This window comes from Candidatus Methylarchaceae archaeon HK02M2 (genome assembly GCA_024256165.1).
Taxonomy (GTDB): Archaea; Thermoproteota; Nitrososphaeria; order Nitrososphaerales; family JACAEJ01; genus HK02M2.
In genome coordinates this window covers 1-12,633 of the sequence record JAKLZG010000033.1, presented here as the reverse complement: position 1 = coordinate 12,633, position 12,633 = coordinate 1, and the positions used below count along the sequence as shown (strand labels likewise).

Annotated in this window: 13 protein-coding genes and 3 tRNA genes; 8 read left to right on the top strand and 8 right to left on the bottom strand. The window is 33.8% G+C overall.

Annotated features, from left to right (window positions below):
* Nucleotides 1-137: 137 nt before the first annotated feature.
* Together L6N96_02895 and L6N96_02890 are read right to left on the bottom strand one after the other, a co-directional pair.
* Nucleotides 138-686 carry an adenylyl-sulfate kinase gene (locus tag L6N96_02895; GenBank protein ID MCP8323110.1) on the bottom strand — a complete coding sequence of 183 codons (549 nt, stop codon included), beginning with the start codon at nucleotides 684-686 and terminating at the stop codon, nucleotides 138-140.
* Nucleotides 687-696: 10 nt separating this feature from the next.
* A complete protein-coding gene (locus L6N96_02890) occupies nucleotides 697-1,785 on the bottom strand; it encodes a phosphotransferase (protein ID MCP8323109.1) in 1,089 nt (362 codons plus the stop codon).
* A 205-nt stretch (nucleotides 1,786-1,990) separates the two neighbouring features.
* On the opposite strand from L6N96_02890, the gene L6N96_02885 reads away from it, so the two are divergent.
* Complete coding sequence (locus L6N96_02885) at nucleotides 1,991-2,422, top strand: stage II sporulation protein M (GenBank protein MCP8323108.1); 432 nt, start codon at nucleotides 1,991-1,993, stop codon at nucleotides 2,420-2,422.
* Nucleotides 2,423-2,466: 44 nt separating this feature from the next.
* On the opposite strand, the gene L6N96_02880 is transcribed toward L6N96_02885, so the two are convergent.
* A tRNA-Asn gene (locus L6N96_02880) sits at nucleotides 2,467-2,543 on the bottom strand.
* Between the two features lie 231 nt (nucleotides 2,544-2,774).
* On the bottom strand, nucleotides 2,775-4,883 hold the full coding sequence (locus L6N96_02875; GenBank protein ID MCP8323107.1) for a vitamin B12-dependent ribonucleotide reductase: 2,109 nt from the start codon (nucleotides 4,881-4,883) through the stop codon (nucleotides 2,775-2,777).
* A 226-nt stretch (nucleotides 4,884-5,109) separates the two neighbouring features.
* Between L6N96_02875 and L6N96_02870 the strand changes: the two genes are divergently transcribed.
* Nucleotides 5,110-6,378, top strand: coding sequence for a TIGR00300 family protein (locus L6N96_02870; GenBank protein MCP8323106.1), 1,269 nt, complete (start codon nucleotides 5,110-5,112; stop codon nucleotides 6,376-6,378).
* Nucleotides 6,379-6,380: 2 nt separating this feature from the next.
* On the opposite strand, the gene L6N96_02865 is transcribed toward L6N96_02870, so the two are convergent.
* Nucleotides 6,381-6,468, bottom strand: a tRNA-Ile gene (locus L6N96_02865).
* A gap of 120 nt (nucleotides 6,469-6,588) precedes the next feature.
* Here L6N96_02865 and L6N96_02860 point away from each other — a divergent pair.
* Complete coding sequence (locus L6N96_02860; protein MCP8323105.1) at nucleotides 6,589-7,221, top strand: N-glycosylase/DNA lyase; 633 nt, start codon at nucleotides 6,589-6,591, stop codon at nucleotides 7,219-7,221.
* 109 nt (nucleotides 7,222-7,330) lie between these two features.
* A tRNA-OTHER gene (locus L6N96_02855) sits at nucleotides 7,331-7,431 on the top strand.
* Nucleotides 7,432-7,753: 322 nt separating this feature from the next.
* Here the strand turns inward: L6N96_02855 and L6N96_02850 are convergent.
* The gene (locus tag L6N96_02850) at nucleotides 7,754-8,533 is read right to left on the bottom strand and encodes a hypothetical protein (protein MCP8323104.1); all 780 of its coding nucleotides are present in this window, start codon (nucleotides 8,531-8,533) and stop codon (nucleotides 7,754-7,756) included.
* Nucleotides 8,534-8,641: 108 nt separating this feature from the next.
* Between L6N96_02850 and L6N96_02845 the strand changes: the two genes are divergently transcribed.
* From L6N96_02845 to L6N96_02835, 3 genes are all read left to right on the top strand, one after another.
* On the top strand, nucleotides 8,642-9,406 hold the full coding sequence (locus L6N96_02845; GenBank protein MCP8323103.1) for a hypothetical protein: 765 nt from the start codon (nucleotides 8,642-8,644) through the stop codon (nucleotides 9,404-9,406).
* A gap of 64 nt (nucleotides 9,407-9,470) precedes the next feature.
* A complete protein-coding gene (locus L6N96_02840) occupies nucleotides 9,471-10,517 on the top strand; it encodes a polyprenyl synthetase family protein (protein MCP8323102.1) in 1,047 nt (348 codons plus the stop codon).
* Nucleotides 10,518-10,570: 53 nt separating this feature from the next.
* Nucleotides 10,571-10,897, top strand: coding sequence for a 40S ribosomal protein S25 (locus L6N96_02835; protein MCP8323101.1), 327 nt, complete (start codon nucleotides 10,571-10,573; stop codon nucleotides 10,895-10,897).
* 102 nt (nucleotides 10,898-10,999) lie between these two features.
* Here L6N96_02835 and L6N96_02830 read toward each other — a convergent pair whose 3' ends face one another.
* Nucleotides 11,000-11,386 carry a hypothetical protein gene (locus L6N96_02830; protein ID MCP8323100.1) on the bottom strand — a complete coding sequence of 129 codons (387 nt, stop codon included), beginning with the start codon at nucleotides 11,384-11,386 and terminating at the stop codon, nucleotides 11,000-11,002.
* Between the two features lie 116 nt (nucleotides 11,387-11,502).
* Between L6N96_02830 and L6N96_02825 the strand changes: the two genes are divergently transcribed.
* Entirely contained in the window at nucleotides 11,503-11,799 is a 297-nt protein-coding gene (locus tag L6N96_02825; protein ID MCP8323099.1) for a DNA-directed RNA polymerase subunit K, read from the top strand.
* A gap of 407 nt (nucleotides 11,800-12,206) precedes the next feature.
* On the opposite strand, the gene L6N96_02820 is transcribed toward L6N96_02825, so the two are convergent.
* Nucleotides 12,207-12,633 (bottom strand): hypothetical protein (locus L6N96_02820; GenBank protein MCP8323098.1); only part of this gene is annotated, 427 nt, incomplete at its 5' end.

Below are 12,633 nucleotides of genomic sequence, written 5' to 3'. Positions count from 1 at the left end.
AGATCGAAAGTCCTTACAAAGAGTATGTGGACTATGGCATTTACCGTAAATGGAAGGATATAGGTAAATAATTTTTTTATAACAATAACATAGGAGATGCATTATATCTTTAATTTATATATCAATTAGGCCCCAATTTAAGTATCCTTTCCAATGATTAGTTTGAAGATTCTTTCAGCACAAATATTGGGATTAAGCCTCTCTGTATTTAGTTTGAGTTCAGGATTCAAAGGCTCTTCGTAGGGAGAACCTATTCCCGGCACTGTGGACTTGCCTTTAAAGGCTTTTTCATATATACCCTTAGGAGCATGTGAAGTATTCATTCTCTTGCTTTCCCTTTCTATGCAAACACCTAAAGAGCATGTTAGATAAATTTCCTTAAAATTTTTTATCTTTTCTCTTGCTTTATCTCTATAACTTTTCCTATTGCCTGTTGCATCAATAATAACATTAATGTTGTTTTTTGTTAATAGCTCGGCTATATAGCAGATTGTCCTATAGACTATATTTCTCTCTTCATCAGTATATTTTGGGTCAGGAGTTATCGCCTTCCTAAGCTCATCTGAAGAGAGTATTTGAGCATGGATTTTATTATTTTTTAGTTTTGTTAAAAAAGCCCTTGCTACCGTCGACTTTCCTGATCCTGGTAAACCTGTCAGCCATATACACCAACCTTCTTTCATCATTATACCTCGTTCAAATTAGATATGAATTGACATTCTTTGGATCGAAAATATCTATATTCAATATATTATGTATGAAGTTAAATATTTTTATCCGCACATCTTCAGATAAGTTTGGGTACCAAATAGGAGATGCAATCACTAAACCTCTCCACGCAAAGAAAGGTTGAATAACTTCGAATAACTCAAAATCTTTAGTCTTTTCAAGGTAATTCTCTAAAAAGCTCATAAATAATTTTTCGAAATGTTCTGCAAGCTTACCATGTAATTGTAAGGAATAGAACAAATAATTTATTAAAATCGAGGCCATATCATCTGCAGGCTCTCCCCACTCTCCCCTACTTCTATCAAGAACTGTGAAATCATTACCTTTTCTAAATAGTATATTCCAAGGATGAAAATCGCCATGTACCCTTGAAAGCCTATGAGCCTTTTTCTTCAAGAAATATCTCCATTCTATACACATCTTTTCTATCTTCTTAAGACCGTTTTCATCAATATATGATAAATTAGAAGGATAGCTATCGATCAGTCCCATGATGCATTCCCCATGACCTATTAATTCTCTAGCCCTCCTTACATATAGATGGTGATCTTTTCCTTTTTTTGAATGTATCTTAACTAAGTAATTTGAGAGAGCTAAACACCTACTTAAATCAAGTTTAGTAATTTTTTCTTTTTCTTTAATCCTATCGAGATCAAAATGATATGAGATGCCCTCTACTTTCTCTGTTAAAATAAAGTATTCTCTACAGTCACCTAAAGACTTAAGGCCTACTTTTGTGAAAGCACCCATATCACATGATTTTACATGCTTAGGTAACTTATTAAATGAAGAGTGCTGCCATATCAAGATCTGAGCTCTATCTGAAAAGTGCTCGTGACCGAATCTTCCTTTCTTTATAGTTTCTAGCACCAACCGCCTTATCTTACCCCCAACCTCAGCTTCAATGAGATAAGGTAAACCATATCCAAATGCTTTTAACCTCTTTTCCTCTTTCCTTTGCACTTTTCCAAGTTCGCCAATATATTTGATAGATACTTCATCCTCAAAGATAGATGATAAATACTCCCGTATTGAATCAATATTTATCTTGGGCAATTTCATATAGATAATCTTTGAAAGTAGATATAAATGTCTTAATCCTTATTTTTTCTAATAAGTAGATCATTCATAAAAATAGAGCCTAGTTTAGTAGAATGAGAAATAATTTATAGATAGCTTCATCATATTTAATTAGATGAAGTACATCAGAATCAGAGTTTTACTGTTCATTCTATTCTTCATACTTAGTACAGTGATAACGTTGGTAGGCACCTTAACTCCTATTGATTACACTTCAGCTCAAACAATAATTGAAGAAGTACCAATACCCTCAGAAATTGATTCATTGTATATATTGCAGAATAATCTATTTATCGCTTTGGTTGGGTTCGTTCCCATCATTGGAATTATATGGATGTTCTTTGTACTCTACTCAACGGGAATTGTCCTATCAGCCTATTCAGTTGTATATAATGTCCCTCCAATCGTCTCTATTTTAATTCTTCTTATCAATCCTATCTTTTGGATAGAATTTTCTGCATACACTTTAGTTATGATGGAAGGCACGATGCTTGTATACTCAGCTTTTAAAAAAGAAGTTAATAAGGAATCGAAGGTTGCGCTATTGGTTTTAATCGCAGTTATAATATTGTTGACCTTAGGAGCTGTAATTGAAGTTCAGATGTTAATTTAATTTAAAAGATATTACGTCAAATTATATATATTACAAATTATAGATGGCGCCGCCGGTCCGACTTGAACGGACGACCAACTGGTTAACAGCCAGTTGCTCTACCACGCTGAGCTACGGCGGCTCCTAGATTTTTAACATATCCCCAATTGGTGGATATAAAAATAATTTGGCACAACTTAATAAAATCTCTCATTTAGATTTAATGTCCTAAGATGGATTGTTGAACTTTTTCAAATAAACTTCTCTATATATATTACTCACCATATTATGATAGAGTGTCCTTTGAGAAATCCCTTAAAAAGGAAAAATCAAATATATTTTATTGAAAATGAATGTGTTTATAGCTTTCATTTTAAAAAGTTTGGCAATAAACGGCAGGGCAACCTCCTGAGTATTCAGAATGGGCACTTACATATTCGAAAGTCTCACCCTTTTCTTTACTCATAACAGAACCCAAGTACAAGACCTGCTCTTTCTTACTTCCATATCTATATACAGTAATTCCTTTACAACCCAGCTTGTAAGCTAGTAAGTAAGCATCCCTGACATCTTCTATCGTAGCATCGTAAGGTAAGTTTATAGTCTTAGAGACAGCATTATCTGTATACTTCTGAAAGGCTGCTTGCATTCTTACATGCCATTCAGGTGCTATGTCTAAAGCTGTTACGAATACTCTTTTTACATCGTCTGGAATTCCTCCAATATTTTGAATGGAGCCTTTCTTGGCTATCTCCATCATCAAATTTTCACTATACAATCCTTTTTTTCTTGCAACTTCTTCAAATATTGAATTTGCTTCTAAAAGCTTAGTGCCTTCAAGGACATTTCTGACGAAGGAGACTGCAAACAAAGGCTCTATACCACTAGAGCAACCAGCTATTATAGAAATAGTTCCAGTTGGAGCTATAGTTGTCAGAGAAGCATTTCTTAAACTTTTATAACCTCTACTTTCCCATAGACTTCCATCAAAGTTTGGAAACGAGCCTCGCTCATTTGCCAAATCTCTTGATTTTTCTATCGCTTCTTTTGTGATAAAACTCATCAGCTTTTCAGCTATAGTCAAAGCTTCTTTTGAGTCATAAGGGATACCTAACTGAATTAGCATCTCTGCAAAGCCCATTACTCCCAATCCGATCTTCCTATTTGCCTTGGTCATCTTTTCTATTTGAGGTAGTGGAAACTTGTTGACATCTATAACGTTGTCAAGAAAATGGACAGCAGTATGTATTGTATCCTTTAATTTTTCCCATAAAATCTCGTCCTGAACCATCAATTTAAGATTGATCGAACCTAGATTACAGGATTCATAGGGTAGTAAAGGTTGTTCACCACAAGGATTCGTGCTTTTTATTTCCCCCACATGTGGGGTAGGATTGTAACGATTGATAGTATCGATGAATATAGCTCCTGGGTCTCCGGTATTCCAAGCCATCGTAATCAGTAAGTTGAAGACGCTAGTTGCCTTGAGCCTTTTTAAAGGTTTTTCATTTCGAGGGTTTATCAAGTCGTACTCTTCATCATTCTCCAAAGCCTTCATAAAATCATCTGTAATGGCTACGGATAAGTTAAAGTTGGTGAGAAATCCTTCCTTTGACTTTGCGGTTATAAAATCTAATATATCAGGATGATCCACTCTCAAGATTCCCATATTAGCCCCCCTTCTTCTACCACCTTGCTTGATCACATCAGTAGCAGTATCAAATACACGCATGAATGATACGGGGCCCGATGCAATGCCACTTGTAGAACCTACAATATCCCCCTTTGGTCTTAACTTTGAGAAAGAGAATCCAGTCCCTCCACCTGATTGATGAATTAACGCCATATTCATTAGAGCATTAAATATGCTTTGCATGGAATCCTCTATCGGCAATACAAAGCAGGCTGAAAGCTGACCTATTCTTGTACCAGCATTCATTAAAGTCGGTGAATTAGGAAGGAACTCAAGGGAGGCCATGAGTCGATAAAATTGTTCTTGGATTCTTTCGATATTTACTGTTTTGTCATATAACGAGTCATTTAAGGCTATAGTTTTTGCCACTCTATCAAACATTTGTTTTGGAGTTTCGATTATTTTGGCTTCCATATCTTTCTGAAGATATCTCTTCTCAAGAATGCTAATAGCATTGACTGATAGTTTAAGATCGTCTGCTACTCCAAAAAATTTTTTTGCTTCTCGAATCTCGGTGCGCTTTTTTCTATAGAGAATATATTCTTTCGCCATATCGGCGTAACCATACTTGATTAAGACCTCTTCTACTATATCTTGTACATCCTCTACATGTGGAGTCTTATCTTCAAATCTTTCTTTGAGTGTTGCTACTACACGACTTGAGAGCTTTTTAGCTTCCTCACCATTTCTACGATTAACTGCTGTAAGAGCTTTGTATATTGCTTTGGCTATCTTCTCAGATTCGAATTTTTCGAGCCTTCCGTCCCTTTTACGAATTAGATTTAACATTGATCACTATTATCATAAGTTTACCTATTTTAATAAATATACACATTATCATAACATGATGATAATTAAAATTTAGTTGGTTAAGAGAGGATAAATTGATGAGCGATGTAAAAGCTATAAAAAGCAGTAGATGACCTTCAAGAATAACTATATAAGAGAAATTAAAGAACTAAGCCGAGTTAAAATAAAGTAATTATTAAAAATAATAAAGGAAATAAGGAAATAGGTGATTCTTTTCCATCCTCAATCCACAAATAAAGAGGGAATATACGAACAAGAGATAGAAGTAGAAGGTCATCTAATAGATTCTATGATCCTGACGAAGATCTTTGACAGAATAATGGACCTAAAAGGTGATTTTGAAGTCAAGGAATTCAGGATAGGCAAAATGAAGAGGGACTATAGCTATGCTAAGCTCATGGTCAGGGGTAGGGATCAAGATCATCTTCGCATCATATTAGAAGAAATGTATCGTTTAGGTGCTTTTCTTCCAAAGGTAATCCAAGTTAAGCTTGTTCCTGCACCTGCTGATTATATTTTACCAGACGATTTCTATTCCACTACTTCTCATCCTACTCAGATCATGGTAGATAATAAGTGGATAAAAGTAAAAGAGCAAATGATGGATAAAGTCATTGTAGTAGATAGAAAAACGAATTTAGCGAGATGTAAATTTATACGTGAAGTGAGACGTGGCGACCTTATAGTCGTTGGTGAGTATGGTATCAAGATTAAACCCCCAGAACGTCCTAGAGAAGGAACAATTCTTTTTGAGTTTATGAGTAGTAGAGCGTCTTCTGAGAAGCCATCAATCTCTATAGTCAAACAAATAGTGAGGGATTTATATAAAATTAAGAAGGAAGGAGGTAAGATAGCTGTTGTAGCAGGTCCTGCAATAGTGCATACAGGCGTTGATCTTTCTTTTGCGAAGATGATAAAATTGGGTTATGTAGATGTTTTATTGTCTGGTAACGCTCTTGCTGTCCATGATGTTGAGTATGTCCTTTTTGGGACTTCATTAGGTATGTGCATAAAAGATGGATCTGTATCTCTCAAAGGTTATAGAAATCATTTGGCAGCAATAAATGAAATTACGAAGGTCGGGTCTCTTTTAAAAGCTGTAAAGAAGGGTATTTTAAAAAAGGGGATAATGTTCGAATGTATTATGAATAATGTGCCTTTCGTTCTTGCTGGATCAATTCGTGATGATGGTCCTTTGACTGACGTCATTACAGATACATTCCAAGCCCAACAAAAATACAAAGAACTCCTTAGAGACGTAAAATTAGTTCTCATGATGGCTTCTACTTTACACTCAATAGCTATTGGGAATTTATTACCTTCAACTACAAAGGTCGTATGTGTAGATATTAATCCCGCAGTTGTTACGAAATTGACTGATAGGGGAACAGCTCAAGCAGCCGGAATAGTGTCAGATGTGGGAACATTTTTACCTGTACTTGTAGATCAACTTGGGAAGTATCCAATCAAGTAGCGTGGGCCCGGAGGGATTTGAACCCACGACCGACCGGTATCCCCCCAAAGTTATGAGCCGGTCGCTCTAACCAAGCTGAGCTACGGGCCCTAAAATCAATTTATTGAAGTAATATTTAGATTTTAAGGTGACTATTCGGTTTATGATTCGCTTGAATAATTACTAAATAATTAAATGATTAAGAAATGGTTTAATTTAATGAGAAAAAAATTGGACGAATTAATCGAAGTTTATAAAAATAAAAAGGATGAGATTGAAACTAGGCTTTTTGAGTTTAAAAAAGTACTATATGAATCAGATGAGAGAGTCTTTGCTGAACTTGCTTTTTGTTTATGTACGCCGCAATCCAGAGCTATAACTTGTTGGCAAGTAATAGATTTGCTCGTGAAGAACGATCTTTTATTTAGGGGAGACGAAAATCGTATCAAACCATTCTTAAATGTTATAAGATTTGGCGAAAACAAGGCAAGATATATTGTCAATGCTCGAAGATTCTTTACCGAAAATTGTAAATTAAAGATAAAAGAAAAAGTTCGATCATTTGATGATATATTTAAACTAAGAATATGGTTAGTAAAAAATATCTTAGGTATTGGGATGAAAGAGGCTAGCCATTTCTTAAGAAACATAGGTCTTGGGAGTGATTTAGCGATACTAGATAGACATATATTAAAAAATTTGAGGGAGTACAATGTTATCGATCAGATTCCGAGATTGATTACTAAAAAAGTATACATTTCAATTGAAAATCAAATGAGAATGTTCTCAAGGCGCATAGATATCCCGATGAATGAATTGGACTTACTTTTTTGGTCTAAAGAGACAGGAGTAATATTCAAATGAAGTCAATCTTAAGAATCTCATAGATCATTATTATTAAAAATAATCCATAATATAATTTTTCAAGTTCACCAAAAGGGTAAAATACTATTTTTTAAATTGAGTTTACAATGCTCCGGTGGTGTAGCCAGGACAAGCATAATGGCCTTATCTCATTTTTAAATGGGAGGCCAATCGAGCCATTGATCGCGGGTTCAAATCCCGCCCGGAGCATTATCTCTGAAATCCGAACCTCTTTTTCATTATAGGAATATAACAACTACTCAGAAAAAGGATATTAACAATTATCAGTATTAAAAGGACAACAGAAGAACATCCTAACGTAATGCGACATTAAATTTAAGCACTTATTTCTTATATGATACTATCTCAAATATATCAATATATTGTTAGATGATATAATTAAGAAATAAGAACGTTAATAAATACTTAGAACGTCTGGAACGTAAGTAAGATCGAAATGCACCCTTAATTTCTTGAAAGAACGTCTTTAAGAACGTAGAAAAAACGTAATGAACGATATAAATCCAAAAATTCAAGAAATAAAAGTATCTTTTCTAACTAACATGAGGCTAGAAAGAAGTTTTAAATATGCTTCATCATTTTTCTTCTGTTTATAATTTTTTATCGAATTTAAAATCGACTTCTCATCTTTTATACCGAGTATACACCGTAAATTCTTAGCCATAGGTCCTCCTATAAACAAGTATTGTGTTACTTTAGTTACATTAGTAACCTTTCGTTTCATGCTAGAACTCTCAAAGTCGATTATCACAGGTCTTTTAGATACTATTACATGCTTTTTCAAGTTACTTAATTCCCCGTGATCTAAACCTATTTTATCTAAAGCATAACATTGATTCAATAAATTTCTAAGAACGCTACGAATTTTTTTTATATGTTTTCCTATAATTTTTAGCCAATCTAAAATATAATAACCATCGACAAACTCCATTAAAATAAAATTCTCTGTTACTCCAAACAATTCTGGCCCTACGCCAACCGAATTGGCTATCAAATGCATCTCAGCCTCTCTAGCCATTGATTCCCTATTCGCATCCATCCTCCTAATCTTTAAAGCCATTGGACCTGATTCTGTTAAGGCTTTAACTACGATGCTTACGCAACCTTTTCCAGCAACTCCTAGCTTACCTATCTTTGTTTTACCTTGAAATAAGATTCCTTTTACTTTTAGAGTTTTTAATTCATTTATTCGTTTAGGAACGATATTCAACTTTAGCTCAGGGTAGCACAAAACTTTCACATAAGGTTCGTTAATCAATTCATCTATGTCTAATAGTTTAGTTGGCAACATCAGATCACAATTATGTATCACTATTAATTTGTGTATTAAGATATAAATAGACGTTTTTCTAAAAATTGATAAGGACAAATATAGATTTATTTTGTAATGGTAATTCTTATGAGAATAATAGTTTCCATAGGCAGAGGCGGTACCGGTAAAACGAGTTTTGTTGCACTTATGACCAAATATTTCATTGAAGTGGGTGAATACCCATTACTTTTAGTTGATGTTGATCCAGACCAAAATCTTGGAGAAGCAGTTGGTTTAGATTTAAACGAAGAAGGTAAGAAGACTATATCTGAGTTACTAATAGATACTTTTTTAGAAGAAGGAGGTACTACAGTTGGAGTACCTCCTCCCGAAAGAATAGAGAATAGGATTTGGGAAGAGGGATTATATGAAGGTGAGTATTTTGATTTTATGTCTATTGGACCAAAATGGATGGAGGGATGCTACTGTTTACCCGATGCTGCGTTAAAAAGAACGCTAGAAAAATTAACTAAGACATATCGATATATGCTTGTTGATTCCCCTGCAGGATTTGAACATTTAAATCGAAAAATAACATCTAATGTAGATGACATAATGGACATAATCGATCCTTCTAAAAAATCCTTTGATCATATAAAAAGATCTCATAGAATTGCAAAAGAAGTAAAAATCGATTTCAAGCATTTTTACGTTATTGGTGGTTATAGATTTCGAGAAAACCTAGAGGAAGAGGTTGAAAGGAGAACTAGTCTTAAGTATTTGGGTAAAATTGCGTATGATAAAAATGTCGAAGATTATATTCTTACTGGGAAGTCCCTACTCGAATTACCAGCCTCTTCTCCAGCTTATCCATCAATAAAGGAGATTCTGAAAAAGGCGGGATATAATTAAGCATGATTCTTTAAAGATTGAAGTGTAGATACTCAACCTCATTTTTCAATTAAGGTGGCATTTTATGAAGTGGGAGGATGTATTAGATTTTTACAATTCTTTAATCGAAAAAAAGCTTAAGAGCTATTTTTCACATCTAATTCAAATTTCACACATACACCATCCAATTATGGAAAAAGTTTATGAGAACCTTAGCGAATTTTCACAAAGAAAGGGAAAGAGGCTTGCTTCATGCAGCACTTTATTATTGTACAAAGGATATAAAGATGATATCGATGAAAATATTTTGAATGTTTGTGTAGGTATAGAACTTTATAGGCACAGTATACTTGTACATGACGACCTCATAGATAAAGATAACTTTAGAAGAGGTGGGGAGTCCTTCCACAAGATATTTTCAACATTTTATGATAGAAGGTTTGGTCAAGGATTAGCGATCTTTGGAGGTAATATTCTTTATAGTTTATCCTTACAATGTATATTGAAATCTGGGTTCCCTCTCGGAAAGATAAATAAGGTTTTAAACTTATTTGCAGAAGGCTACTGTGAAGTTAATGATAGTCAAATTCTAGACCTTCTATTTGAATATACAGACCCTGACATAATTGAGTGGTCTACAATGCTCCATAAAAGGGCTGCATCTCTCTTCAAAGTATCGATATTAACTGGTGCTATTCTTGGTGGTGCCAAAGAACACGATATTGACTTGCTGAGAGAGATTGCCAAAAATATTGGTTGTTCATTCGATATCCAAGATGATATTATAGATACATTTGCTACAAAAGAGCAGTATGGAAGGAAGCCTGGTAAAGACATAGTCCTTGGGAAGAAACCACTTCACATAATAATTATGCGCCAAAAGGCAAATAAAGATGAATGCGATTTACTGAATCATGTTAAGCATAGAGGATATATTACAAAAGCACAACTCGTATCTATAAAAAAGTCTATTAAAAGGACTGGGGCACTTAAGATTGCTAAAGAAGAGTCGAAAAAGCATGTAGAAATTACAAAGAATTTGATTGGTCAGACGGATATGAATAATGAAATAAAGGACTTCTTTTTCTCTTTCATTCAATATATCGAAAAAAGTTTAGATTGGTATAAATAGAATGAACAAGGAAAGGTTATTTGTAACTATTTTTTATTACATTAGGGAAGGTTATGGGCGGAGTTAAGAAAAAATCTATCTCTCAAGTAGGTAAGGCTCAAGCTTTAGATAGAAGGAAGGAAAAAAAAGATGTGAAAACACATCAAAAAAGTAAAAGAGATGTAATAATGCCAAACATCGATAAAAAGCAAGCGTTCAAGATATTCAAGCCTATGAGAGCTGTTACTATTTATAATACAGCCAAAGCTTTAAACATTAAAGTATCAGTAGCATCAGCACTTTTAAAGAGTTTAGTAGCAAAAGGAATTTTAATAAAAATTGGGGGGCATAGTGGTCACACGGTATATACTATTGTTGATACTAAATCTGAAAGTTCTTAAGTTTTGTATAATATAACAATAGTATTCTTACAAATATTTGAATTAAGAAATATCCAAACTTTTCAAATCGCTTTAGAATCAAAAATGATTATTATCTTGTATTTATGAACAGATATCAATCAAGATAACATCTCCCGCTTTTATATTCATAAGTACATCTAGCCCTGAAGTTACTGTACCTAAAGGGTTAATAGGCATTGCCACTTCACAGTCTTCAAGAAAGAAACATAAAGCTCCATTTGATGATAAAAATCCAATATCTCCTCTCTGAAGCTTCTTTTTCGCCTTTTCCGTACCAATGATAATCGCTAAAATAATGTAGACAAATTGATTCTTAAATTTATTCGCTCTTCCCTTTAATGGCATATTCCTTACAACAGAGTTTAATGTGATAGGAGCTAAATGGCGGAAGATCTGACCAAAAACATTTCCTTTCCCATGAACTTCTATCTTGATATTTAGCTTGGAAACTGAGGTCTGTGGCTCCATAATAAATATAATCTTATCAGTATATTTAAATTTCTATCTATTAATTTGAACTTTATATCCAAAAACTTTATTTATTAATACACTTTGAGTTCTTTGGTCCTAGGAGATCAGTTATAGTGTCCCATTCTAAAGCCTCTCCAAATGTAAATAAGAAGGCTAAAAAGGTTACTTCTAAAAGGGTTAGAATAGGTCCGCCAACTCTCACTAGGTTTGAAAGAGCTAGAATCATTGGAGCGCGATCCCTCCAACTTGCCCTTGGTGCACCTCCTTTCATACCTTTACCTCCTAATATAATTGATCCTATTTCTCTTGCTATAGCTGAACTTGAATCGAAAGCTTTACCAATTTCTATTAGGCGGACTTTACCTGATGGGAGCTACCAAGATATACCAATAGATTTTTTATTAGATTAAATACTTCATAAATGAACTGGAAATTAACTGGGAATATTCATTCTTATAGGAAAATTTTCTTCTACTTAATGAATTTTGAGTATTATAATTTAAACGAGATGAGTGATTAATCGCTAATCCCTTTAATCTATCTTGATTGAAAAGTTTAGTATTAACGCCTTCCTACATAGGATATGGGTTGATGGTTGGTTTGAAGGACATAATTATAGTTGGATTAACATTAAGAGTATACTAGTAGTTTCCTAAACGCATTTCTGAAAAAATTTATTGGTTTAAAAAGATTAAAAATCATTATTAAGTTATTTTTTAAAAAAGGAGGGATATGTTTGTTTGTGAGATTATCAATACGAGCCATGGAGAGTAAGTTATATTTTGCCTTATCCAAACTTTGACTAGTTTTATGTAATTTATGGCCAAATCCCTAAAATTTGAAATTGCTTTAAAGCACGTTGCATATAAGTTAGAGGATCTTCACCAGGTATAGGTTCTGGAGCTAAAAGAATAGGACCAAAAATTTTTGGATCTCGTAGATCAGCACCTAACTGACTCATAATCTTGTGAAACAATACAACCGATTCAAGATACGCCTTAGCCTGATGATACTTTTTCTCCTTTATGAGATCAAAGTATGTATCCTTCACATTTTTCATTTGAAAGGCTGAAAGTACTTGACTACGAAATGAAGGTGATTTTTCAGAATCTTCAGATAATGTTTTGTAATCAATAACATTTTTATTAGGATTTTTGTTAAACTTCTTGTAGTAATAAGCTACAGTTCCTTCTGGAATTCCCGTCTCTTCAGAAGTAACTCGTATAGTCTTACCCGTCACCCAT